Below are 24,342 nucleotides of genomic sequence, written 5' to 3'. Positions count from 1 at the left end.
TACAAATATGAAGTTCAAAGCTATCGGACGTATAAAATGGTTGTCTCATCCATATACTAGTAACATATTATAGCACTCTATCGGAGGGATTCTATGAAGCTTCCATTTGCTAAGGAAACACCATTAAAGGTACCCTATACAACTGCTAACGTTATTGGTATGCTGGTCAATCGCTTGTCTTCTATACTAGAAGAAGTCTCTGATACTCGCCCTATCGTTATTGTATGTGTTGGAACAGATCGTTCAACAGGAGATTCACTGGGTCCACTCATTGGAACATCATTGTCCAAATATAAAAGCCCGCATTTCTCTTTATTCGGCACGCTAGAGGATCCTGTCCATGCTATGAATTTAGATGATACGTTAATAGAAATAAATCAACGCTTCCACAAGCCATTTGTTATCGGCATTGATGCTTGCCTAGGTCAAGTATCCAGCGTTGGTTGTATTCAAGTTGGTATGGGACCTGTTCGTCCTGGTGCTGGAGTAAATAAGGATTTACCACCTGTAGGCGATATTCATATTACCGGCATTGTTAATGTTGGCGGCTTCATGGAATATTTCGTATTGCAAAACACTCGCCTTCACCTTGTTATGAAGATGGCTGATATTATTTCGTTAAGCCTATTTACTGCTGTTGCGAATCATGTACATCAATCCACTCAAGCTAGGGAGCAAACTGCTGCCTCGGACCATATCTAATAAGATCGCTTCTTAGAATAAATTACTTAGCATCTGCAATAGCCTTATATTCTTCAGGCGTTAATGAATACGTGGATTGACCCTTCTCCACCGGTTTTGCATATACGTACGTATTATCTCTACCATGTATACCGGAGAAAACTGCTCCATCCTTCGCTTCATTTACAATTGCAATGGAGAAGCTAAGATCACTTCCTGTATCAGAAAATGCATTATAACGATGAATGCCTATTTTACTTTTTTGTTGCAATAAAGATGATTGAACTTGAGTAAGCTGCCCTTGCATTTGGCTTACAGCTTGCTGGTGGATAGTAAGGTCTTCCTTCAGTTTAACAATGACATCTTCTACGTTTGTAACACCTGTGTTCCCCATGACCGCTGTATATTGTTTTCTTAGCTTTTTCAGCCGCCCGCCAATAACGCCCATCCATATGAATAAAATAACAACAAGTATAGCTAATACTGCTGTCACTGCATTCATCGGATTTGTTGTCCATTCTTCCATCGTCCTTGTTCCGCCTCCAGTATTTATCTACACCCGATATTGCTGAGTTATTTCCTTTATTGCTTCTGTCAACGCATCTACTTCTTGATCTGATGTATATATACCAACACTCGCGCGTATGGCTCCAGTCGCTGATGTTCCAGCACTTTCATGAGCTAGCGGAGTACAATGAAAACCTGCTCGTACAGCAATATGATAATGTTGATCAAGAATGAATGATAATTCCGACGGGTCAATACCCTCCACATTAAAAGCTACAATTCCTGTTCGTTGTTCACCTGGGGCAGGGCCGTGCAACTGCACCCCTTGTATCGGCTGCAAGCCAGTTATCAGTCTTTGAACAAGCGCCCACTCCTTGGCATGAATACTTTCCACCGTCTCACTTAGGACATGCTGTACGCCCATTTTAAGACCAGCAAGACCAGGAGTATTCTGAGTTCCAGCTTCATAGCGATCAGGCCTTACATAAGGCTGCTCACGCGCCTCAGATTGACTCCCGGTTCCTCCGTGCAGCATTGGCACCAGTTCTATATCCGGAGCGATATAAAGGCCGCCTGTGCCCTGTGGGCCGAGCAATCCCTTGTGCCCAGGGAAAGCGAGCATATCAATCCCCATTGCTCTCACATCGATCGGTAAAATACCGGCACTTTGAGCAGCATCAACTAGCAGTTTAATATGATGTTTTCTGGTTAACTCCGCAATTTCTGCTATTGGCATTATTGTGCCCAACAAGTTTGAGCTATGGTTGACGACAGCAAGCGTAGTATTGGGTTGTATAGCTTTCGCTACATCAACCACTTTTATGTTTCCATATCGATCTGCCTCTACATAAGTCACTTCAATCCCTATCGTTTGTTCCAAGAAATACAAAGGTCGTCTCACCGAGTTATGTTCTACCGATGTTGCAATAACATGATCTCCCGGTTTTAACCACCCTTTAATCGCCATATTAAGAGCCATCGTTGTATTCGACGTAAAAGCGATGTCGTTAGGATTTTTAATGTTAAACAACTTACTTAATTGCTTTCTTGTATCAAACAATATGCGACTAGCTCTAACTGCCATCGCATGGCTTCCTCTTCCAGGGTTTGCCGCATCACTGCGCATCGCCTGAATCACTGCATCTGTAACTGTTGGAGGCTTGGGCCATGAGGTTGCTGCATGGTCCAAATAAATAACTGATTGTTCACTGTTCCCCATACCCTTCACACCTTCTCTATCAGTGTTTGCACAACAATGGCATACCTTAGTTTAATCTTTCAAAAGGAAGATTACAACTTAGGTATGCCATTGTTTTTTCATGTTCAAGCCAAATCTTGGAGTAATTCCAACAATCTCTCTAGATCCTGCTTGCTATAGTATTGCAGTTCAATTTTCCCTTTATCTTTTTGCTGTTTAATTCTAACTGTTGTCTTGAATCGATCACGTAGTGACTCTTCCAAATGTTCAATGTACGGATCACGTTTTTTTTGGGTCGGCTTTGACTTATCCTCTGGTTGCTTGGAATCCAACTTTTGGATAGCCTCTTCAAGCTCACGAACGCTCCATTCCATCGAGACTGTAAGATCAGCTAATTCCTTCTGAACCGCTTCGTTTTTTATACCTACTAACGCTCTAGCATGCCCCATCGAAATTGTTCCACGTGAAACATTATCCTTGATTTCTGAAGGTAAGCTAAGCAATCTAACAAAGTTAGCAATATGTGATCGAGATTTCCCAACCTTCATTGAGAGCTCTTCTTGCGTTAATTTGAATTTATCAATTAATGCTTGATAAGCAATCGCAACCTCAATAGCATTCAAGTCTTCACGCTGAAGGTTTTCAATTAGCGCTATCTCCATTACTTGCTGATCACTGAATGAACGTACGACTGCAGGTATTGTAGCATTACCGCAATGTTGAGAAGCACGGAAGCGTCTCTCTCCTGCTATAATCTCATATCCTTTTAGTACGGTCCGAACAATAATCGGTTGAATAACACCATGCTGCTTAATCGATTCCGCAAGTTCTTTAATAGAGTCTTCATCAAACGTTTTACGCGGTTGATATGGATTAGGTCTCAGCTGGGATAATGTAATTTCAATGATCTTATCATCGTCATTCACAGAAAGCGATGGAATAAGCGCATCAAGCCCTCTACCTAGCCGCTTGCTCATACGTTATCACTTCCTTCGCGAGTTCAAGATAAACTTCTGCTCCTTTAGAACGAGGATCATAAGTTATAATTGCCTGTCCGTGAGAAGGCGCCTCACTCAAACGAACGTTCCGTGGGATAATCGTTTGATAAACCTTTTGTTGAAAATACTTCTTAACCTCTTCAATAACTTGAATGCCGAGATTCGTCCTTGCATCTAACATTGTCAATAATACACCTTCAATTTGAAGGGATGTGTTCAAATGCTTCTGCACAAGTCTTACTGTGTTCAATAATTGACTTAAACCTTCAAGGGCATAATATTCACACTGTATTGGAATCAGTACAGAATCAGCAGCTGTTAAGGAGTTGATCGTCAAAATACCAAGTGATGGCGGACAATCAATGAGCACATAATCAAATTGATCCTTTACCAAGTGTAGAGCCTTCTTCAAGCGAAGCTCACGAGATATAGTAGGAACCAATTCAATTTCCGCACCTGCGAGTTGAATCGTTGCTGGAATGATTTTCAGATCGGGTATGCTTGTTTCAAGCATCGCATCCTTAGGATGTACCTCATTAATCAACACATCATAAACACAATTATTAACATCACCCTTGTTGACTCCCAATCCGCTTGTTGTATTCCCTTGCGGATCTATATCGACTAAAAGTACTTTCTTCCCTAGCGTTGCTAAACAAGCGGCTAAATTAACAGACGTTGTCGTTTTGCCGACCCCGCCCTTCTGATTTGCTATAGCAATAATTTTCGACAAAACCTGCTCACCTCTAAGTGTAAAACTTGAATATGATGCACTTACATGATGCTTTAATGGTATACTACTGTTGCTGAAAATGGCATCGCCGCCCTCAAAGAGGACGGCATAAAAGTTAGAACAGAGCACATACAACACTCTATGTTCTAGTATCATTTCATCTTTTATAAGATACTAGTTTAGTATATTCTTTTACAACTGAAAATTAAATAAAAAACTCACAAAAAAACGATTATCGTTTAGGTATTTTAATGACGATTTCATAATGGTCTTCATGGTCTTTTTCATTCGTCTTAATTTGCAACCCAGATCCAGAAACCATTTCAATAGACTGCCTAATTGTATTAAGCGCTAACCGAACGTCTTTCGTAAACGAGATACGTTTGGCTTTCTTTAGTTTTGTTGACTCCTTCAAGAAGGCAATTCGCACTTCAGTCTGCTTTACATTTAAATCCTTAGCTAATATTTCTTCCAACACTTTTATCTGTAACTCTTCTGTATCCAGTGACAATAAAGCACGCGCATGCCGTTCTGTAATTTTCCGTTCCATTAAAGCCATCTTAATGGTATCACCTAACATCAATAATCTCAACTTATTAGCGATTGTAGATTGGCTTTTACCCAATCTTTGAGCCAAGCTTTCCTGAGTTAATTGATGGAGCTCAATAAGCTTTTGATAAGCAATTGCTTCCTCAATAGCAGACAAGCCTTCCCTTTGAAGATTTTCAATTAGAGCAATAGAAGCCGTCTGGGAGTCATTAAATTCACGAACAATACCTGGTATGGTGTCATAACCAAGCTTCGTAACTGCTCTCCATCGTCTTTCACCTGCAATAATTTCATATCTTCCATTTCGCATACGTACAACGATTGGCTGAATAACGCCATGTGTCTTGATCGTTTGACAAAGCTCATCAATGCGATCATCGTCAAAAATCGTTCGTGGTTGAAAAGGGCTAGGATCAATATCATTAATTGGAATTTGCCGAACTTCTTCTTGCGCTATACGCTGCTCGGATAAACCGAACAAACGAGAAAATTGTTCTTTCATATCGATAATTACCACCCGATCATGAGATAAACCTTTAAGAAAGTCACTCCTACTTTCTAGCAACTAAAAGGCTTGTGCAATAAACTCGCTTCAGCAGCAAGGTTGGTTATTCGCCAATCACATTTTCATTGCTTGGTTGAACCTGAAACATCAGTATTCCTCTGCTGCAGAGCGAACATCTCTAACAAATATCATTAGGTATTGATAGGAGTGGAAACGTATACCATATGGCATCTTCCATCTGCTTCATCTATCTTTTATAATTCGACTACTGTTAAACGATCTCCTGCTTGACACGACTACAGTTCACATAAATGTTCAACATTAATATAGATGGTTAAATACAACCAACCTATATCAATGTTTCACGTGGAACAAAACTAGATGAGGGGTTCCTTTAGAGGAGTACCCGCTTTTCTTGGATACTTACGAGGAGTAGCATCTGTTTTCTCAATTAATACAATATGTCTCTCAGACTTCTCATTAGGCAGCACCATTTGGTGTTGGGATTTAATTTTACCTTTTAACTCACGCAAACTGAATGACGCTTCTTTTACTTCTTCATCCGATTTTGATCCTTTCATCGCGGCGAACAATCCGCCCTTTCTAACGAAAGGTAAACAAAATTCATTTAAAACATTTAATCGAGCAACAGCTCTAGCCGTAACCAAATCGTAGCGGTCTCGGTGCTCTGACTTCTGGGCAACATCTTCTGCACGACCATGCAAACAAACCACATCATTAAATCCTAATTGTTCATTTAAATGCGACAGAAACTGAATCCTTTTATTTAATGAATCAACAATCATAACCTTTAGATGAGGGAAACAAATTTTAAGAGGAATACTTGGAAACCCAGCTCCAGACCCAATATCAGCAAGCTTATGTACATTGCTCATATTAGTAAAAAAAGAAAGTGAAACGGAATCATAAAAGTGTTTTTCATACACAGCATCTCTATCTGTTATTCCTGTTAAATTCATTCGTTCGTTCCAATCAACTAAAACACGGTAATACGTTTCAAATTGATCAAGCTGAACAGAAGAGAGCGAGATTCCGCCCTCATCCATTCGTTTAGAAAACCATTGTATTGTATCATCCATAAAATTAACCTCTCGCCGCAATAACGCGATTATAATGTTCTAAATAAACGAGCAAGACTGAAATATCAGCGGGAGTAACACCAGCAATACGCGATGCTTGACCGATGGATAATGGTCTGATTAAAGCTAACTTCTGTTTAGCCTCAGAGGCTAATCCACGTACATCGCTATAATCGATATCGTTTGGAATCAGCTTCTTCTCCATCTTATTCAGTCTAGCTACTTGAATAAGCTGCTTTTCGATATAACCAGCATATTTAATTTGAATTTCCACTTGCTCCTTCATCTCTTCTGTCATTTCAGGTACAGAAGGAACGACGGTTTCGAGTAATGCGTAAGTGATCTCAGGACGACGCAATAATGACAAAGCATCTACACCATTTACAATCGGTGTCGAATCAGCAGACTCTAACATAGCCCTCACATCATCCGGTTTTACTTTTGTAGCCTGCAAACGTTCGATATCCATTTCGACTAATTCTTTCTTTCGCAGAAACTTGTTGTAGCGCTCATCTGAAATAAGCCCAATCTCATGGCCAGTAGGAGTTAGTCGTAAATCAGCATTGTCATGACGGAGCAATAGCCGATATTCCGCACGCGAAGTCAACAACCGGTAGGGATCATTTGTACCTTTTGTAACTAGATCATCGATCATAACTCCAATGTAGCCTTCCGATCGACCAATGATTACAGGCTCTTTTCCTTGAACTTTTCGCGCAGCATTTATCCCTGCCATAACTCCCTGTCCTGCTGCTTCTTCATATCCGGAAGTTCCGTTGATTTGTCCAGCTGTGAATAAGCCGTCAATCACTTTCGTTTCCAATGAAGGCCATAGCTGAGTTGGAACGACCGCATCGTACTCAATGGCATAACCAGTACGCATCATCTCAACCTTTTCCAAGCCTGGAATGGATCGCAAAATGCCTAATTGAACATCCTCTGGCATACTTGTCGAAAGACCTTGTACATAATATTCTGAAGTATCTTTTCCTTCAGGCTCTAGAAAAATTTGATGCTTCGGCTTATCAGAGAAACGCGTTACCTTGTCTTCTATAGAAGGACAATAACGCGGACCCGTACCTTCAATCGCTCCTGAGAACATCGGTGCACGGTGCAGATTGTCATTGATAATTTTGTGAGTTGCTTCAGAAGTGTAAGTTAGCCAGCATGGCAGTTGCTCATTCGTAGAGGACTCTGTCTCGTGTGAGAAGAACTTCGGTTGCTCATCACCTGGTTGAATTTCTGTTTTAGAAAAATCAATACTATCTTTATGCACACGCGGTGGTGTACCTGTTTTGAAGCGTACGAGTTCTAGCCCATGCTCTTTCAAGTTGGCTGCGAGTCGTATAGAAGGCTGCTGATTATTAGGTCCACTCTCGTACATTAACTCACCCATAATAATCTTACCGCGTAAATAGGTACCTGTAGTAACGACGACTGCTCGTGCACGATATTCTGCACCTGACTTTGTTACGATACCAACGCATTTGCCATCCTCAACAATAAGCTCCTCTGCCATACCTTGGCGAAGGGTTAGCTTTGGTGTTTCCTCAATCGTCTTCTTCATTACATTTTGATATGAAACCTTATCCGCTTGCGCGCGCAATGCATGCACAGCTGGTCCCTTACCCGTATTAAGCATCCTCATTTGAATAAAGGTTTTATCAATATTACGACCCATCTCGCCGCCTAAAGCATCAATCTCACGCACAACATGGCCTTTAGCCGGACCGCCAATAGATGGATTACAAGGCATAAACGCAACCATATCCAAGTTTATTGTTAGCAATAATGTTTCACAGCCCATACGAGCCGCTGCGAGTGCTGACTCACACCCCGCATGACCTGCGCCAATGACGATAACGTCAAATTCACCAGCTAGATATTTCATTTTTATTCCCCTCCTAAAGGTTTGCTGTAGCAAACCAACTTCGTAAGCATTAGCTTAGGATTGCGAAGCAATCCACTTCGTAAGCATTATCTTAGGTTTGCTTAAGCAAACCTACTTCCTAAGCATATTCTTAGGTTTGTTTAGCAAACCACTACGTCAACATTTACTTGCCCAAACAAAACTGTGAAAAAATTTGATCAATTAAAGAATCGCCTGCTTCATCGCCAAGTATTTCACCAAGCGATTCCCAAGCAGAACGCGCGTCAATTTGTATCACATCAATAGGAATACCCATATTGGATGCATCGATCGCATCCACTAGCGACTGTCGTGCTCGCTTCAATAAAGCAATATGCCTAACATTACTTACATAAGTCAGATCATTTGCTTCAAGCTCACCCTCGAAGAACATTTCACTAATCGTTCTTTCAAGCTGATCTAATCCTTCCTCTTCAATCACTGACATTCGTACGATGGAATCAGATGGTATTATACGCTCTATCTCACCCAGATCCAACTGTCCTGGCAAGTCGGTTTTATTCACAATCGCAATAACCGGCCGACCTTTTACCAGTTCAAGGAGCTCACGATCTTCAGTCTGTAGAGCTTCATTATAGTTTAATACAAATAAGATTAAATCCGCTTCTTCAAGCGCGTTTCTTGAACGTTCTACACCAATACGTTCGACGACATCATTCGTTTCCCGAATACCAGCTGTATCAAGCAGCCTTAGTGGAATTCCGTTCAATGCGACAAATTGTTCTATGACATCACGCGTCGTTCCAGGAATGTCAGTAACGATCGCCTTATTTTCCTGTGTTAGGACATTCATCAATGATGATTTGCCTACGTTAGGGCGCCCGACAATTGCCGTTACAATGCCTTCACGTAATATTTTGCCTTCATTCGCCGTTTTTAACAAACGATCTATTTCTGCTATAGCTGATCCGCATTGTTCACCAATATATGCACTGGTCATGGCTTCAACATCATGCTCTGGATAATCTATATTCACTTCAATATGGGCAAGCAATTCAATAACCGTTTGACGCAAGGCTTTAATTCTTTTTGATAAAACACCCTCCGCTTGCTTTCGAGCAACCGTAAAAGCACGATCTGACTTCGAACGAATAAGGTCGATAACCGCCTCAGCCTGCATCAAGTCGATCCGCCCATTTAAAAAAGCACGCTTTGTAAATTCACCCGGCTCCGCTGTTCGGAAACCTTCCTGCTGCAATACAATATCAAGCACCTTCTTAACAGCAATAACACCGCCATGCGCATTAATCTCAACAACATCCTCAGCAGTGAAAGACCGCGGACCACGCATCAATGTTACAAGCACCTCTTCAACTTGTTCCGCATCAACTGGATCAATAATGTGCCCATAATGCAATGTGTGCGTTTCTGCATCTTTCAAATCGATCTTCGAACGAAAAATACGGGAAATCCCTTCAATTGCATCGGGACCGCTTATTCGTATAATAGCTATGCCGCCTTCTCCGACTGCCGTCGAAATAGCTGCAATCGTATCGTATATCATCGGCTTTCAGCACCTCTCAAATGGAAAAACAGCAATGACCATTAATAGCCATTGCTGCATATATAGTATCTTCAATATCATATGCTTTAAGGGCCCTCTTTACTGCCTGAGAGCAATAACAACTCTTCGGTTTGGCTCATCGCCCTTACTGAAGGTTTTCACTTTAGGGTGGTTCTGTAACTGCGAGTGAATGACTTTACGTTCATGTGGAGACATCGGCTCAAGGACAACCTCTTTCCTTGTCCGAATAACTCGACCTGCCAAACGTTCGGATAAATCCTCCAACGTCTTACGGCGACGCTCACGAAAATCCTCTGCATCAAGAACGATTCGCAAATGACTGTCCGAATAGCGATTAGCCACAATATTAACTAAGTACTGTAGTGCATCCAACGTTTGTCCGCGACGTCCAATAAGCATACCAAGATCTCCACTGCCCGATACGGCCAGATGAGTACCTTCTCTTGTTTGCTTTCGATCGATGTTCACTTGCAATCCCATTGCACCAGCTACTTCAAAGAGGAAGTTCTCAGCCTCCGCAGTTGGGTCGGGAATAAGCTCAAGCTCTACCTTCGCTTCCTTCGTGCCAAACAACCCGAACAGTCCCTTTGAGGGCTGCTCCAGCACAACCATTTTAACGCGGTCCTCAGTCACTTGCCATTTTGCTAATCCATTCTGTACAGCCGCTTCTATCGTCTTTCCAGATGCGACGATTTTCTTCATTTCGCAGTGACCTCCTTGCCCTTACCCTTGCTTTTGTCGCCATTACGAACGTACAAAAAGTAGTTTTGAACAATTGTGTAGATGTTACTGTATACCCAGTACAGCGGAAGTGCTGATGGGAATGAAATTGCCATTACGAAAATGAGCACTGGGAAAATAGTCAGCATCATTCCCATGCCTGGCATAGTTTGTGTTTGTTGCTTTTGCATCATTTTAGACTGGATAAATGTTGTTGCCGCAGCTAGGAGTGGAAGGAAATAATAGGTCCAGCCTCCCTCATTGGCACTTTTCCCGAGCTCAAACCATAAGAAGGTATGCTCACGAATATCAGGGTTTTTGTAAATCGAATTGTAAAGAGCGATAAAAACCGGCATCTGTACAATTAGAGGCAAACATCCCGCCATCGGATTTACTTTGTTGGTTTGAAACAGCTTCATTGTTTCTTCTTGCTGTTTCTTCGGGTCATCCTTATGCTTCTTCTTGATTTCAGCCATTTGCGGTTGTAATGCCTGCATTGCCTTCGAACTGCGATACTGTTTCAATGTTAGAGGCAGAATCAAAGTTCTAACAATAATCGTCAATAGCAATATGGCAAGTCCGTACGAATCGCCAAACCATTTAGCGAATGTATCGAGCGTAATTGCGAAATAATAGACGACGTTTTTCTCCCAGAAGTTACCGTGAAGTAAATCGGCGGTTTCTGTCGTTTGGTTAGTAGGAGCACCACAGCCCGCAAGCAGGCCCATTAACAGAACAATCCCCACTACTAAAAGCCATTTCTTGTTTTTAATTCGAAACAACATTAAAACTCCTCTCTAAGAGCGATCACACCAAGCGTAAAACGGCTGTCGCCGCCCTTGCGGTAAAAGCGTTCGTTTCGCGGTGAAATATAGGCTCAGTATAAAAGTGAAACTTATACTTTCCTAATATTTCAAGCATAAACGGCTGAAACCGTCCTCTTGCTGCATAGCAAATATATCTTGTTAAAATATAAAAAATGCAATTAGCTTCTACTCTATACACTCCTATATTTTCACTCTAGACTATACCATATTTTATGGGACAAAGAAACAACGAGCCTTTGTTTGCATCCGCTTTCTTAAACCGTAATAAATAGATCATTTTAGACACACAAAACAAGCAGACAGAATTCCCTTAATCTGCTTGCTTTTGGCTGGTATGACTTTTATTTTTCAATAAACCGGCTTTCTTCAAAACATGAAGAACGCTCTTCTCCATCTCCTTCATATTCATCGCCGTTGCAGGCTTTCTTACTATAAGAATGAAGTCGGTGTTTGGAACGATCTTTTTCTCTTGAAGGCGAACAATTTCTTTAATCATACGACGCATACGGTTGCGGACAACCGCATTCCCTATTTTTTTGCTTGCCGAAACACCTAGCCGGAAAGGATCCGCTGCAGGCTGCTTCGACCAATAGACGACGAATTGACCGTTCGCAAATGATTTACCGCCACGATATATCCGGCTAAAGTCTTCACGATTGCGAAGACGCAATTTTCTTTGCACGACTGATGGCCACCGTTCCCTCATTCAACTTCTATTAAGTATTGCCAGTAAAAACACAGTCTAAGCAGCTTTCGCTAACGCACTCCTTCTGTAGAACAAAAAAAAAAGACCACCGAACGTGGTCTTCTGCTTATGCGCTCAATACTTTTCTTCCTCTTTGACGACGCGCTGCTAAGACTTTACGGCCGTTCTTCGAACTCATCCGTTTGCGGAATCCATGCACTTTCGCGCGTTTGCTTACGTTAGGTCTAAATGTAGGTCTCATCGTTCTGCACCTCCTATACTGCGTGTTTCCAAACAAGTGTAAACGACTGTCGCCGTGTTCTGGCAGTGCAATACGTCTCACTGTGAAATATAAGCAGCCATATAAGTATGCCACTTATAAACCCTTATATTAAAAAAAACGCTTTTTTTATTAAACCACGTTGACTGTCAAAAGTCAATGTATCACCTCTTCACCAAATGAGTTGAATGAATAAAACAGAATTCCGCCTGTGGATAAATGTATGAATCATTATCCCGATTCAAAAACTAATAACATGTGCATAGATATGACAGGCCGAAAACGAACTTTGTCGAAATGGTAACAAGATATTAACAATATGTAGTGGTGTAGATAACTTTTATGCACAAGCTATTGAGAATGTGGATAAAATATGCGATTTCGTTGAAATATAAGGTATCTTTTGCTATGATTATTATGTTTTCATTGTGGATTAGAACGAAAACACCATACGTTTATCAACAGCCTGTGGATAACATTGTGAACAAACTCATCCCCTATTTATAACTCATACGCTATACATGCGTCAGAATGTGGATGCTTTCGTTATAAATCCCTGCTTTTCGACAATTTTCAGCGTAACAGCGCCCATGATGGCGATTTGGATAAGGAGTGACAGTCTGTGGACAGCCATACCTATGATTTATGGCAGCAAGTGTTGTCGATCATTCAGACGAAACTAAGCAAACCTAGCTTTGACACCTGGTTCAAAGCGACGAAAGCTTCTTTTGTCGATGATTCCATGCTTGAAGTAACTGCGCCGACAACATTTGCGGCCGAATGGCTGGAGGGCCGCTATACGAAGCTGATCCGTACAACTCTGTTTGAATTTTTGGGCAGACAAGTTGACGTACGCTTCTCTATTGAAGAACCAAAAGGGGCAGAACCGGCATTCGCATTCCCACCGAGAGTTACTCTTTCTCCCGTTTTGAATGAAGAATCAACGCCTACCCATATGCTTAATCCAAAATATACGTTTGATACATTCGTCATTGGAGCTAACAACCGATTTGCACACGCTGCGTCGCTTGCTGTTGCCGAGGCGCCTGCTAAAGCGTATAACCCACTATTTTTATATGGTGGAGTTGGGCTTGGAAAAACCCACTTAATGCATGCAATCGGCCATTACATCATGGATCACAACCCAAATACGAAGGTTTTATATATCTCGTCCGAGAAATTTACGAACGAATTTATTAATGCCATCCGTGATAACCGTGGTGAAAGCTTCCGTACGAAATACCGCAATATCGACGTGCTTCTGATCGATGATATTCAATTTCTTGCTGGCAAAGAGCAAACGCAAGAGGAGTTCTTCCATACCTTTAATGCACTGCATGAGGAAAGAAAACAAATTGTCATTTCGAGTGACCGTCCGCCAAAGGAAATTCCAACACTTGAGGATCGCCTTAGATCGCGTTTCGAATGGGGATTAATTACGGACATTCAGCCTCCGGATCTTGAAACTCGTATCGCGATTTTGCGTAAGAAGGCCCGCGCAGAAAACCTAGACATCCCTAATGAAGCGATGATCTACATCGCTAACCAAATTGATACAAATATTCGTGAGCTCGAAGGTGCTCTCATCCGAGTTGTTGCCTACTCTTCCTTGATTAATGCCGACATTACGTCGCATTTAGCGGCAGAAGCGCTCAAGGATATAATTCCATCAAGTCGTCCGCGAATGATAACAATTCAAGATATACAAATTAAGGTCGGCGAGTTCTATGGACTTCGGCTAGAGGAGTTCAAAGCGCGGAAGCGTACCAAAGCTATTGCCTATCCGAGGCAAATTGCTATGTATTTATCCAGGGAGCTAACTGACTTCTCCCTTCCGAAGATCGGTGAAGCATTTGGCGGTCGAGATCATACAACTGTCATCCATGCGCACGAGAAAATTTCATCGCAGCTTAAGATTGATCAGGATCTCTACAAGATCATCCAAAACCTGACCGAAAAAGTTAAAAATCATATGTGAACAACTAAGCAAGCCTATGCACAAGCTATGCACATGTGGATAGGCTTGCTTTATCAGTATTCCAAGGGGTTATCCACATATTCAGTGCCCCTACTACGACTACTACTAAAATTATTATAAAAAACATCATCAAAATAGGCAGAACTGGCTGTCGCCATTTTGCAAATCACAAATTCGTTTCACAAACAAAACACGTGGAATGAATCTATATGAAACCTAGGAGTGGAAGCATGAAATTAACAATCTCAAAAAATGAACTGAACGATGCCATCCAACAGGTATCGAAAGCTGCCTCATCAAGACCTACTATTCCAATTCTCGGCGGTATCAAAATTGAAGTTACCCACTTGGGGGTAACTCTTACGGCAAGTGATACCGATATATCTATTCAAAGTTTTATCCCTGTAGAGAGAGATCAATTCGTTATTGCACATGTGGATAAACCGGGAAGCGTCGTTTTGCCGGCTAAGTTTTTTGTAGAAATCGTTAAGAAGCTTCCATCCGAGCAAGTCAGCATAGAAGTAAGCGGCAGCTATCAAACAATCATTCGTTCAGGTTCAACTGAAATTCAAATGGTTGGACTCGATCCTGAGGAATTTCCAATTCTTCCTTCAATCGAAAAAAATGAACTGTTACAAATACCAGGCGATTTATTAAAAACAATGATCCGTCAGACAGTGCTTGCTGCATCGACAAGCGAGCAAACTCCTATTTTGACTGGCGTATTGTGGAATTTGCTCGAAGGCGAGCTTAAATTTGTAGCAACAGATCGTCATCGACTAGCTAGCAGAACCGCTCAAGTTAATACCGATGAGCTATTAAAATTCAGCAATGTAGTTATTTCAGCAAAGACGCTTATTGAACTATCTAAGCTTGTACCTGAACAAAATATGCTAGTGGATATTGTCGTCGCGGATAATCAAGTATTATTCAAAATAGGCCATGTCTTGTTTTATACGCGTATTTTGGATGGCACATATCCGGATACCTCTAAGATTATTCCGCAGTTGTTCAAAACAGAACTCGTTGTGGACACAAAAAATATGATGGATGCAATTGACCGTGCGTATTTAATGTCCCGTGAAGAGAAAACAAACATCGTGCGTTTGATAACGCTAGAGGATGGAAACATTGAAATATCATCAAGCTCAACAGAGCTTGGACGTGTAACTGAGCAGCTTGACGCCAAGCAATTTAACGGGGATCCACTCCGAATTGCATTCAACTCTAAATATATGCTTGATGTGCTGAAAGTAATTGACAGTGAACAATTGTTTATCGGATTTACTGGAGCGATGAGCCCGATCGTTATTCGCCCGATTGATCATGCTTACAGTATGTATGTCATTTTGCCTTATAGGACTACAGGATAATAAGATCAGGCTAACGAAAAGAAAGGTGGGTCGCTTCGATGAAAGAGATTGTGATTAACACGGAATATATAACGCTTGGACAGTTTTTGAAGCTATCGGATTGCATATCTACCGGAGGTCATGCTAAATTTTTTTTACAGGAAAATGAAATTCTTATAAACGGTGAAGCGGATAACCGCCGAGGCAGGAAGCTGTATGTTAATGATCGTGTTGAGGTTGAAGGCTGCGGCGTCTTTACGGTAGGTAAAGCGTAACGCACAATCGGACCGGGAGGTCAAAAGGTGTTTCTAACGAGCGTACAGCTAGAAAATTATCGCAACTACTCTCAGCTTGATCTGCAAACTCCTAATAAGGTGAATGTTTTTCTAGGGCCAAATGCACAGGGCAAAACCAATTTGCTTGAAGCTATCTACGTGTTGGCTCTTTCTAAATCACATCGTACCTCCAAGGATAAGGAGCTCATTGGCTGGAATGCCGATTCAGCTCGGGTTGCAGGAGAGGTAAATAAGAAGTACGGAACTGTAAAGCTAGATTTAATGTTTTCAGCTCAAGGAAAGAGAGCTAAGATAAACGGACTTGAGCAGCGGAAGCTAAGCAATTTTATCGGATCGGTCAATGTGGTCATGTTTGCGCCAGAGGATCTTGAGATCGTCAAAGGGACGCCAGGAATTCGAAGAAGATTTCTAGATATGGAAATTGGTCAGGTACAGCCTAGTTATTTATATACGCTGCAGCAATACGGTAAAGTTCTTCAACAGCGGAATAACTTTCTTAAAGCGGCCGGTCCAGGCAGTGCCAATCAAACTATGCTCGATGTATGGAATATGCAGCTGGTAGAGCATGGTGTTAAAATTATGAGAAAACGGGAATACTTTATACAAAAGCTACAAACGTTCGCGGAACACATCCATGCAGGCATAACGAATGGGAATGAGAAGCTTACAATCGAATACCGCCCTTCGTTCGATACCGATGCCTCGCAAGATGAATCTGTTTTATTTGAGCAGTTTATGATAAAGTTAACACAGGTGAAAGATCAGGAGATTCGCAGAGGCGTAACACTGGTAGGACCGCATCGTGATGATTTAGCGTTTTTTATAAACGGTAAGGAAGCACAAATATACGGTTCACAAGGCCAGCAGCGAACAACGGCCCTATCTTTAAAATTAGCAGAAATAGAGCTCATACACGAGGAAATCGGAGAATATCCGATTTTGCTGCTTGATGATGTGCTGTCAGAGCTTGATCAGAATAGGCAAACGCACCTAATCGAGACGTTTCAGAGCAAGGTACAAACCTTTATAACAACGACCGGACTTGAGAGCGTCAATGTAAGCAAGCTTCAAGATGCCGGCATTTACTATGTGCAGGACGGCCGAGTTACACGTTAAAGGCGCGAATAGGAAAGGTGGACCAGGGGATATGTACATCCATTTAGGCGGCGAGAAAATTATTCGGGCTGCGGAGCTGGTGGCCATTTTTGATATTTCTATCGAGCAGTCCTCAAAGCTATCTAAGCAATTCGTAGCGGGGGCACGTAAGCGTAAAGACGTTGAGACGATAGGCGAAGAAGATCCAAAGTCAATCGTTGTGACGAAGCAAAAAATATATTATTCGCCTATTTCATCTTCCACACTTAAGAAACGCGCACATCATTTTGCGGCTAATGGATAGAGTGAAAGCGAATTGGAAGAGCAGTTGAGAGGAGCAGTGAACTTGCATGTCTTTGGAACAGCATTCATATGACGAGAGTCAAATACAGGTCCTAGAAGGCTTAGAAGCGGTACGCAAACGGCCGGGGATGTACATTGGCTCCACTAGTGGCAAAGGTCTTCACCATCTTGTATGGGAGGTTGTCGATAACAGTATTGACGAGGCTTTGGCTGGTTACTGCTCAAAAATCGTTATTGTCGTCCATAAGGATAACAGTATAAGCGTTACAGATAACGGACGCGGTATACCTGTTGGCGAGAATACGAAGCTGAAAAAATCAACGCTAGAAGTTGTTATGACTGTTTTGCATGCGGGTGGTAAGTTCGGCGGCGAAGGCTATAAGGTATCCGGCGGTCTTCATGGAGTTGGTGTATCTGTAGTTAACGCATTGTCCGAGCTCGTGATCGTTCAAGTTAAACTTCATGGTCATATCTATCAGCAAGAGTACCGCAAAGGTGTTCCGCAATATGATGTTAAGATTGTTGGAGATTCCGAAGAAACGGGAACAAAGGTTACTTTCACCCCGGACAAAGAAATTTTCACGGAAACAACTGAATATGACTATGAGACGCTGCAGGCACGTGTTCGTGAGCTGGCGTTTTTGAATAAAGGAATTGAAATTGTTCTTGAAGATGAACGTACAGGAGTATCTAATACGTTTATGTACGAGGGCGGAATTATCGAGTACGTGAAGTATTTGAACCGTAACCGCGAGGCTTTGCATGAGCATCCGATCTATGTAGAAGGATTGAAGGATCATATAAATGTTGAGGTCGCGTTGCAATATAACGATAGCTATACCGAGCATATTTATTCGTTCGCGAATAACATTAATACCCATGAAGGCGGTACCCATGAATCAGGCTTCAAGAGCGGATTAACAAGAATCATTAACGAATATGCTCGCAAGATGAATTTGATTAAAGACAGTGATTCCAACTTCTCTGGTGACGATGTGCGTGAAGGATTGACGGCCATTATTTCCGTTAAAATTCCGGAGCCTCAATTCGAAGGCCAAACAAAGACCAAGCTAGGAAATAGTGAGGTTCGCGGTATAGTTGAGTCCTTCTTTGCGGAGAAGCTGACTGAATTTCTAAACGAGAATCCAGCGGTATCACGTAAAATTATCGAAAAAGGCCTGCAGGCTGCTAGAGCCCGTGAAGCTGCACGGAAAGCGCGTGAACTTACTCGTCGTAAGAGCGCGCTAGAGGTTGGATCACTGCCAGGTAAGCTTGCTGACTGTTCATCTAAGGACGCTTCAATCAGCGAATTGTATATTGTTGAGGGAGACTCCGCTGGCGGCTCTGCCAAGCAAGGACGTGATCGTCACTTCCAAGCGATTTTGCCATTGCGTGGTAAAATTTTGAACGTTGAGAAGGCTCGCTTGGATCGGATACTTGGAAATGCTGAGATTCGGGCAATTATAACAGCGCTTGGAACAGGAATCAGTGATGAATTTGATCTGGTCAAAGCTCGTTATCACAAAATTATTATTATGACGGATGCTGATGTCGATGGTGCACATATACGTACACTAATGCTGACATTTTTCTACCGGTATATGCGTCAAATTATCGAAGCAGGCTATATTTACATTGCACAACCGCCACTCTTCAAGATTGAGCGCAACAAAGTTATTCGCTACGCTCAAACAGAGAAGGAACGCGATGCAATTATTGCTGAGTACGGTGAAGGTGTGAAGGTCAATGTTCAGCGTTATAAAGGTCTTGGAGAGATGAATGCTACTCAGCTTTGGGAAACAACGATGGATCCTGAAAGCCGCTCTATGCTTCAAGTAACCATTGATGATGCGATTGAGGCTGACGTTATCTTCGATACACTGATGGGTGATAATGTTGAACCGCGCCGTGAATTCATTCAGAAGTATTCGAGATATGTAACGAACCTTGATGTTTAATTGCATAGAATAATGAATCAACCAAGCCGTCCTCTGTGGACGGCTTTTTTGATCAAGGAGTCAGCTATGCTTCATGCTAATGAAGCATAGCTAGAGCTGACGGTCATGCACTTTTGGATTTACGTTTGGGTAGATTTCGTCGTTTGTGTTTGAATTTCCCATATGCTGCGGCATACCTGTAAATCCTATTGAAAATTTTCTTGTTAGGGAGATGACGGAAGATGTAGGGGTCGGGAGCTGAATTGACTTCTAATATCCAGGGGTGCAGCTCATTGTCTAATGCAAAATCTACCCCTAATTCTTTGAGATTCGGATACGTACCTTGCAATTGAGAGGCAACGATAAGGCCGATTTTTCGTAAACGATTTGTTAATGTGATAAGCCGGGACGGTGACAGGTGATCCGACATAAGTAGTTCAATAGGCATAGGGGTTCCGCCGCTGTGATAGTTGGTTACGATTTTTGAGGGATGTGCCAGTCGCCCTATAATTCCGGTAACTTCCCATTCATTTTTCAAATTTTTTTGAAGCATTAGCCGTATGTCAAAACGACGGTTTTGATGGCGAAGTAGATGAATCCCCTTTTGAACAATGCAGCGCCGTTTATTATTTTGTCGCTTAAGGCTTCGATAGAGCTGATCATAGGTAGGAAAGAATCGTTTCGTTGTTTCTAATTGGCAGAGATACCCGGAATAAGGAGTACTGGTTCTTTCCACGCGAAGCACGCCTTTTCCGCCCGTGCCATTAATTGGCTTGATATATACCATGCCATACTCATTCAGCATAGATAACACTGAGGTATGGCTAAACAGCTTCGTCGAAGGAATGAATTGACGTAAATTTTCCGATTTCAGCAGCAGCTTCGTTTTCGTCCACTTACTCATAACACGCTGTATAGTCATTAATGTTACTCCCTTCCTAAAGGAACTTGGATAATGATATCTATCTACTCAAGCAGGAGACAGACTTTCGTTTGAGTGGTATAATAAAAGTTGGATCTGTTCATTTTATGGCAAATTTCCGTGTTTGGAGAGACGTAATTCACCTATTTTTGGTGATCATATACGAGAAAGCCTGGAAATTGTAAAAGTATGAGCTATAAGGGTTTACAAGCTCCCTGTTTGTGAAAGTAATATAATGGTAATAGTAATTCAGGAGTGGCGATAGATAACGTCAGGGAGGTAAATCATGGCGGAAGAACAACGTATATCTATAAAAGATCGGGATATCGGAACGGAGATGCGTGATTCATTTATGGATTACGCAATGAGCATTATCGTAAGTCGTGCTCTACCCGATGTAAGAGATGGTTTGAAGCCGGTCCATCGTCGTATTTTGTATGCGATGTCTGAGCTAGGCATGTCACCAGATAAGCCTCATAAGAAATCAGCAAGAATCGTAGGGGAAGTTATTGGTAAGTATCATCCACATGGTGATTCAGCTGTTTATGAATCAATGGTACGGATGGCACAGGATTTCTCCATGCGTTATATGCTCGTAGACGGTCATGGAAACTTTGGTTCCATTGACGGAGATATGGCAGCTGCAATGCGTTATACGGAAGCACGTATCTCGAAGATCGGTATGGAATTACTGCGCGATATAAACAAAGATACGATTGATTTTGTACCAAACTATGACGGTGAAGAGAGAGAGCCAGTTGTATTACCTGCTCGTTATCCGAATCTGCTCGTAAATGGTGTAACAGGTATTGCTGTTGGTATGGCTACGAATATTCCTCCGCATAACTTAAACGAAGTTATTGATGGAACATTAGCATTGATTCGTAATCCTGATATTACACCATTGGAATTAATGGAGTTTATTAAAGGGCCGGATTTCCCGACAGCTGGTTTTGTTATGGGTCGTCAAGGTATTCGCAATGCTTATTTGACTGGCCGCGGTTCCGTAACAATGCGTGCACGGGCGACAATTGAAGAAAACAACGGCAAAGCCCGTATTCTTATACATGAATTGCCGTATCAGGTTATTAAGGCGCGTCTTGTTGAGAAAATAGCAGAGCTTGTCCGTGAGAAGAAAATAGAAGGCATAACCGATTTGCGAGATGAATCAGACCGTAACGGTATGCGAGTTGTTATAGAGCTTCGCCGCGATGTAAATCCGAGCGTCGTATTGAACAATTTGTACAAACAAACGCAAATGCAATCGAACTTTGGTATCAACATGCTGGCACTAGTTAATGGCGAGCCAAAAACACTTAATTTGCGTGAGATGCTTTACCATTACTTGCAGCATCAAATCGTTGTCATTCGCCGTCGTACGGAATATGAGCTCAAGAAAGCAGAAGCCCGTGCTCATATTTTAGAAGGATTACGTATTGCTCTTGACCACCTCGATGAGGTTATTAAATTAATTCGTGCGTCTCAAACGGCTGATATAGCTCGTGAAGGATTAATTTCAAGATTCTCTCTCAGTCATGAACAGGCACAGGCGATTCTAGATATGCGTCTGCAACGTCTTACAGGACTAGAAAGAGACAAGATCGAAGCAGAATATGAAGAGCTCATGCGTAAAATAGCTGAATTTAAAGCAATTCTTGCTGATGAGCAGCTAGTTCTTGATATTATTGCGACTGAACTAACTGAAGTGAAGGAAAGATTCGGTGATGAGCGTCGTACTGAGCTTATGGCTAGTGACGAAGAGATCTTGGATGAGGATCTAATTCCTCGTGAAGATGTTATTATCTCGATAACGCATACGGGATATATTAAACGTCTACCAGTATCGACTTATCGCAGTCAAAAGCGCGGCGGTAAAGGTGTAATAGGTATGGATACGAAAGAGCATGATTTTGTTGAGCATCTATTCGTTTCTAATACGCATCATTACTTGCTGTTCTTTACGAACAAGGGCAAGGTTTATAAGCTCAAAGCCTATGAGATTCCAGATCTAAGCCGTACTGCGCGCGGAACGCCTATCATTAATCTGATTCAGATTGAGCAAGGTGAAACGATTAATGCGGTTATTCCAGTTCAGGAATTCGATTCCGAGCATTACTTGTTCTTTGGTACAAGACAAGGGGTAGTGAAGAAGACTCCGCTTGATGATTATATTAACATTCGTAAAGTTGGACTGATCGCAATCTCGCTTCGCGAGGATGATGATTTAATTCGTGTCAAGCTAACTGACGGAAACCAAGAGATCATAATGGGAACAGCCGAAGGCATGTCAATTCGATTCTCAGAGCAGGATGTTCGTTCTATGGGACGTTCGGCGACTGGAGTTAAAGGTATTCAACTTGATGCAGAAGATACTGTAATCGATATGGACGTTGTCGTACCGGATAAGGATGTTCTAATCGTTACATCCAAAGGTTATGGCAAGCGGACTCCAGTAAGTGAATATCGCATTCAAAATCGTGGCGGTAAAGGTATTAAAACCTTAAACGTTACAGAGAAAAATGGTCCAATCGTATCACTTAACATAGTTGAGAATGACGAGGATCTGATGATTATTACTGCTTTAGGTACACTAATCCGTCAGAGCATGGAAGGTATCTCGACAATGGGTCGTAATACGCAGGGCGTCAAGCTGATCAATACGCGCGATGATGATACGGTAGCTACGGTTACCCGAGTAGCGCGAAATGAAGAAAGCGAAGAGCTGGAAGACGGCGAAGACCAAGATAATAATGAAACGGTCATAGAATAATTATTCAACTATTTATGAAGTAGTAGAATAGATATAGGGCGGGGGACACGCATGGCACTGGTAGCATTAACACAACTAAAGCCAGGTGACAAGATCGGAGAAGATGTCCTCACCTCACTTGGCGGTGTCTTATTCCAAAAGGGTAAAGTAATAACTTCAAAAGAGTTAGATATTTTACATGCATTCCTTATCTCCAGTGTCGTAATTGATACGAGCATTCATGCTTTGAAGGGCAGAGAAGAAACGGAAGTAGTCGTGGAGACAAATAGTACTGTCGTTCCTTCTCTCCTTCATGATGAGTATGAAAAAATGCTAGAGGTGTTGCGGAAAGTATTTAATTCTTTCGTGACTGGACACGGGATACCTATTATGGATATTAGAAAGCAGCTTGAGAAGCTGCTGCTTCAGAGTAAGAGCTATAATTTATTGACGTTTACGCCTCGTCAGTTCAATAAACGCGATTATTTGTTGCACAACAGTGTAACATCAGCATTAACTTCGTATATGCTGGCTCAGTGGATTGGACTTCCACAAAAGGAATGGATGCAAATTGCCCTCTCCGGCTTATTGCATGATATAGGCAACATTCGCATCGATAAAGCTATTTTAACGAAGCCAAACGCTTTGACAGACGAAGAGAAAGAAGAAATGAAGCGACATCCGGTTCTTGGATACCAATTACTCAAAAATGTAGCAGCTCTTAATGAGGGTGTTAGGATGGCCGCTCTTCAGCATCATGAGAAGGTAGATGGAACGGGCTATCCGCTTGGCATAGAGGCAAGTAAAATACATCCATATGCCAAAATCGTTGCTATTGCTGATATTTTTCATGCGATGACATTCAATAAAACCTATCGTAATGCGACATCGCCTTATCTGGTTCTGGAACAAATCAAAAGAGAAGCATTTGGTAAGTTGGATCCAGGTTACGTTCAGACGTTTGTAGAGAAGGCAACCCAATTCCAAAATGGAAATGTGGTAAAGCTTAGCGATGACCGGATCGGAGAGATTATATTCTCAGATCGCGCCCATCCGACAAGACCATGGGTATCAATTAACGGAACGATCGTTAATCTGACTGTGGAACCGCAGCTTCATATAAAAGAAGTAATCAAATAAGTGGTTTAAAAAGCGAGATAATCATTAATACGGTGAGGTAAGCTTCATCGCAATTAAGATTGTCTCGCTATTTATTTGTTGTTACTCCTGATCAAATCGTAGATTGCTATGTACTAAAACGACTGTTTTAATATCTTTTTAAAAAATAATGAAAAAACACTTGCATTGTTCTAGGCTGATATGATATATTATCTAAGTCGTCAACAGCACATGCGGTTGATACGAAAGAAAAGATTGCTCTTTGAAAACTGAACAACGAGTATTAAACTGCCCTAACGATCCTAACGGATCATTAGAAAAAGCGATAAAAAGTAATGAGCAAGTCAAACACC

Annotated in this window: 22 protein-coding genes; 9 read left to right on the top strand and 13 right to left on the bottom strand. The window is 41.8% G+C overall.

Annotated elements, in window-relative coordinates; genetic code table 11:
• Positions 1 to 93: 93 nt before the first annotated feature.
• Positions 94 to 702, top strand: coding sequence for a spore protease YyaC (gene yyaC / locus AC0YN7_RS09815; protein ID WP_475809805.1), 609 nt, complete (start codon positions 94 to 96; stop codon positions 700 to 702).
• A 22-nt stretch (positions 703 to 724) separates the two neighbouring features.
• Here the strand turns inward: yyaC and AC0YN7_RS09810 are convergent, their stop codons facing one another.
• The 12 genes from AC0YN7_RS09810 to rpmH form a co-directional block, all read right to left on the bottom strand.
• On the bottom strand, positions 725 to 1,207 hold the full coding sequence (locus AC0YN7_RS09810; protein WP_475809804.1) for a DUF4446 family protein: 483 nt from the start codon (positions 1,205 to 1,207) through the stop codon (positions 725 to 727).
• A gap of 27 nt (positions 1,208 to 1,234) precedes the next feature.
• Positions 1,235 to 2,407, bottom strand: a complete 1,173-nt coding sequence (locus tag AC0YN7_RS09805) for an aminotransferase class V-fold PLP-dependent enzyme (RefSeq protein WP_475809803.1) — start codon at positions 2,405 to 2,407, stop codon at positions 1,235 to 1,237.
• A gap of 104 nt (positions 2,408 to 2,511) precedes the next feature.
• Complete coding sequence (locus AC0YN7_RS09800; RefSeq protein WP_475809802.1) at positions 2,512 to 3,363, bottom strand: ParB/RepB/Spo0J family partition protein; 852 nt, start codon at positions 3,361 to 3,363, stop codon at positions 2,512 to 2,514.
• The gene (locus AC0YN7_RS09795; protein ID WP_475809801.1) at positions 3,344 to 4,117 is read right to left on the bottom strand and encodes a ParA family protein; all 774 of its coding nucleotides are present in this window, start codon (positions 4,115 to 4,117) and stop codon (positions 3,344 to 3,346) included. The genes AC0YN7_RS09800 and AC0YN7_RS09795 overlap by 20 nt, the downstream gene beginning before the upstream one ends.
• 232 nt (positions 4,118 to 4,349) lie before the next feature.
• Entirely contained in the window at positions 4,350 to 5,168 is an 819-nt protein-coding gene (gene noc / locus AC0YN7_RS09790) for a nucleoid occlusion protein (RefSeq protein WP_475809800.1), read from the bottom strand.
• 380 nt (positions 5,169 to 5,548) lie between these two features.
• On the bottom strand, positions 5,549 to 6,271 hold the full coding sequence (rsmG, locus tag AC0YN7_RS09785; RefSeq protein ID WP_475809799.1) for a 16S rRNA (guanine(527)-N(7))-methyltransferase RsmG: 723 nt from the start codon (positions 6,269 to 6,271) through the stop codon (positions 5,549 to 5,551).
• 4 nt (positions 6,272 to 6,275) lie between these two features.
• Positions 6,276 to 8,162 (bottom strand): tRNA uridine-5-carboxymethylaminomethyl(34) synthesis enzyme MnmG, encoded by a 1,887-nt coding sequence (gene mnmG, locus AC0YN7_RS09780; RefSeq protein ID WP_475809798.1) that lies wholly within the window; start codon positions 8,160 to 8,162, stop codon positions 6,276 to 6,278.
• A gap of 163 nt (positions 8,163 to 8,325) precedes the next feature.
• The gene (gene mnmE / locus AC0YN7_RS09775) at positions 8,326 to 9,705 is read right to left on the bottom strand and encodes a tRNA uridine-5-carboxymethylaminomethyl(34) synthesis GTPase MnmE (protein ID WP_475809797.1); all 1,380 of its coding nucleotides are present in this window, start codon (positions 9,703 to 9,705) and stop codon (positions 8,326 to 8,328) included.
• 99 nt (positions 9,706 to 9,804) lie between these two features.
• Positions 9,805 to 10,428, bottom strand: coding sequence for an RNA-binding cell elongation regulator Jag/EloR (gene jag / locus AC0YN7_RS09770; protein ID WP_475809796.1), 624 nt, complete (start codon positions 10,426 to 10,428; stop codon positions 9,805 to 9,807).
• A complete protein-coding gene (locus tag AC0YN7_RS09765) occupies positions 10,425 to 11,231 on the bottom strand; it encodes a YidC/Oxa1 family membrane protein insertase (RefSeq protein WP_475809795.1) in 807 nt (268 codons plus the stop codon). The genes jag and AC0YN7_RS09765 overlap by 4 nt, the downstream gene beginning before the upstream one ends.
• A gap of 352 nt (positions 11,232 to 11,583) precedes the next feature.
• Positions 11,584 to 11,955, bottom strand: coding sequence for a ribonuclease P protein component (gene rnpA, locus AC0YN7_RS09760; protein ID WP_475809794.1), 372 nt, complete (start codon positions 11,953 to 11,955; stop codon positions 11,584 to 11,586).
• A gap of 130 nt (positions 11,956 to 12,085) precedes the next feature.
• On the bottom strand, positions 12,086 to 12,220 hold the full coding sequence (gene rpmH / locus AC0YN7_RS09755) for a 50S ribosomal protein L34 (protein ID WP_308997689.1): 135 nt from the start codon (positions 12,218 to 12,220) through the stop codon (positions 12,086 to 12,088).
• A gap of 640 nt (positions 12,221 to 12,860) precedes the next feature.
• On the opposite strand from rpmH, the gene dnaA reads away from it, so the two are divergent.
• The 6 genes from dnaA (at position 12,861) to gyrB (ending at position 19,220) form a co-directional block, all read left to right on the top strand.
• Positions 12,861 to 14,216, top strand: a complete 1,356-nt coding sequence (gene dnaA / locus AC0YN7_RS09750; RefSeq protein WP_475809793.1) for a chromosomal replication initiator protein DnaA — start codon at positions 12,861 to 12,863, stop codon at positions 14,214 to 14,216.
• A gap of 230 nt (positions 14,217 to 14,446) precedes the next feature.
• The gene (gene dnaN, locus AC0YN7_RS09745; protein ID WP_475809792.1) at positions 14,447 to 15,589 is read left to right on the top strand and encodes a DNA polymerase III subunit beta; all 1,143 of its coding nucleotides are present in this window, start codon (positions 14,447 to 14,449) and stop codon (positions 15,587 to 15,589) included.
• Between the two features lie 38 nt (positions 15,590 to 15,627).
• On the top strand, positions 15,628 to 15,843 hold the full coding sequence (gene yaaA / locus AC0YN7_RS09740) for a S4 domain-containing protein YaaA (RefSeq protein WP_475809791.1): 216 nt from the start codon (positions 15,628 to 15,630) through the stop codon (positions 15,841 to 15,843).
• A 27-nt stretch (positions 15,844 to 15,870) separates the two neighbouring features.
• Positions 15,871 to 16,980 (top strand): DNA replication/repair protein RecF, encoded by a 1,110-nt coding sequence (gene recF, locus AC0YN7_RS09735; protein ID WP_475809790.1) that lies wholly within the window; start codon positions 15,871 to 15,873, stop codon positions 16,978 to 16,980.
• 31 nt (positions 16,981 to 17,011) lie between these two features.
• A complete protein-coding gene (gene remB, locus AC0YN7_RS09730; protein ID WP_056637846.1) occupies positions 17,012 to 17,263 on the top strand; it encodes an extracellular matrix regulator RemB in 252 nt (83 codons plus the stop codon).
• A 46-nt stretch (positions 17,264 to 17,309) separates the two neighbouring features.
• Positions 17,310 to 19,220 carry a DNA topoisomerase (ATP-hydrolyzing) subunit B gene (gene gyrB / locus AC0YN7_RS09725; RefSeq protein ID WP_475809789.1) on the top strand — a complete coding sequence of 637 codons (1,911 nt, stop codon included), beginning with the start codon at positions 17,310 to 17,312 and terminating at the stop codon, positions 19,218 to 19,220.
• A gap of 103 nt (positions 19,221 to 19,323) precedes the next feature.
• Here the strand turns inward: gyrB and AC0YN7_RS09720 are convergent, their stop codons facing one another.
• On the bottom strand, positions 19,324 to 20,121 hold the full coding sequence (locus AC0YN7_RS09720; protein WP_475809788.1) for a YheC/YheD family protein: 798 nt from the start codon (positions 20,119 to 20,121) through the stop codon (positions 19,324 to 19,326).
• A 286-nt stretch (positions 20,122 to 20,407) separates the two neighbouring features.
• Between AC0YN7_RS09720 and gyrA the strand changes: the two genes are divergently transcribed.
• Entirely contained in the window at positions 20,408 to 22,891 is a 2,484-nt protein-coding gene (gyrA, locus tag AC0YN7_RS09715; protein WP_475809787.1) for a DNA gyrase subunit A, read from the top strand.
• 51 nt (positions 22,892 to 22,942) lie between these two features.
• On the top strand, positions 22,943 to 24,010 hold the full coding sequence (locus tag AC0YN7_RS09710) for an HD-GYP domain-containing protein (RefSeq protein ID WP_475809786.1): 1,068 nt from the start codon (positions 22,943 to 22,945) through the stop codon (positions 24,008 to 24,010).
• Positions 24,011 to 24,342: the final 332 nt, after the last annotated feature.

This window comes from Paenibacillus sp. J31R122, from assembly GCF_056269185.1.
This window is presented reverse-complemented; position numbering and strand designations above follow the sequence as displayed.